This is a genomic window from Pseudomonas sp. GM25 (assembly GCF_000282255.1).
GTDB classification, from domain to species: domain Bacteria; phylum Pseudomonadota; class Gammaproteobacteria; order Pseudomonadales; family Pseudomonadaceae; genus Aquipseudomonas; species Aquipseudomonas aphyarum.
Genome location: NZ_AKJQ01000090.1, coordinates 1 through 1,231 on the forward strand (window position 1 = coordinate 1; position 1,231 = coordinate 1,231).

The 1,231-nt window shown below is 53.1% G+C and carries 1 protein-coding gene; it reads left to right on the top strand.

Annotated elements, in window-relative coordinates; all coding sequences use genetic code 11:
* The first annotated feature begins 62 nt into the window (after positions 1–62).
* Positions 63–1,213, top strand: a protein-coding gene (locus PMI24_RS28530) for an IS3 family transposase (RefSeq protein ID WP_086788519.1) whose coding sequence is annotated in 2 segments (ribosomal slippage) — positions 63–297 and positions 297–1,213 — 1,152 coding nt in all. Because the reading frame shifts where the segments join, the coding sequence is not laid out codon by codon here.
* The last annotated feature ends 18 nt before the right edge of the window (positions 1,214–1,231 follow it).

The following is a 1,231-nucleotide window of genomic DNA, read 5'->3' on the forward strand; positions in this document are numbered from 1 at the left end:
TGAATCGCCCCTAGTTTCGTAGACACCTCCAAGCCTTAAAATGAGGCCCATTAGGAGGTGCCATGAGCAACCAGCGTTATCCCGAAGAATTCAAAATCCAGGCGGTCAAGCAAGTGACCGAAAAGCAGCTTCCTGTCTCGGAGGTGGCTGCACGATTGGGTGTGTCCGTGCACAGCCTCTATGCCTGGGTTAAGCGCTACACCAAGCCCCAGGAACAGCGCGCTGAGGAGGATGATCAGAGCGCGGAGGTTCGTCGTTTACGTGCCGAGCTGAAACGGGTGACGGAGGAGCGAGACATCTTAAAAAAGGCCGCCGCGTACTTTGCCAAGGAGTGCGGCTGAAGTACGCCTTTATTAAGCAGCAAGCGGATCACTACGCGATTCGACGGCTTTGCCTGACGCTCAAGGTTCATCCCAGCGGCTACTACGCGTGGCTATCAGAACCAAAATCTGCGCGAGCCAAGGACGATCAGCGACTGCTTGGGTTGATCAAACACTCCTGGCTGGAAAGCGGTGGTGTTTATGGCTATCGCAAGATCCATGATGACCTGCGAGAGGTTGGAGAGAGCTGTGGCCGTCACCGGGTGGCTAGGTTGATGCGCATTGAAGGTTTACGTTCTCAGACTGGGTATCGACGGAGGCCGGGAAAATATGGCGGTAAACCAGCCGTTGCCTCACCGAACTTACTGAAGCGCCAATTCGATGTCAGAGAACCCAACAAAGTCTGGGTCACAGACATTACCTACATCCGAACATATGAAGGCTGGTTGTATTTGGCCGTGGTGCTCGATCTGTTTTCACGCCAGATCATTGGTTGGTCGATGAAGTCGCAGATGACCAGCGACGTAGCCATTGATGCACTGCTGATGGCGGTTTGGAGACGCAAGCCGAAGCAAGAGGTGATGATCCACTCGGATCAAGGAAGTCAGTACAGCAGCTCAGACTGGCGAAGCTTCTTGAAAGCTAACAACCTGGTAGCCAGCATGAGTCGTCGAGGTAACTGCCACGACAACGCTGTGGCGGAGAGCTTTTTCCAGTTGCTAAAGCGGGAACGGATCAAGCGTAAAATCTACACTACACGCCAGGATGCTCGGGATGATGTGTTCGATTATATCGAGATGTTTTACAACCCAAAACGACGCCACAGTTTCAACAATCAGCTGTCACCGGTAGAGTTTGAAAAGCGTTACGCAGCGAGCCTGGAGAGTGTCTAGAAAACCCGGGGCGATTCA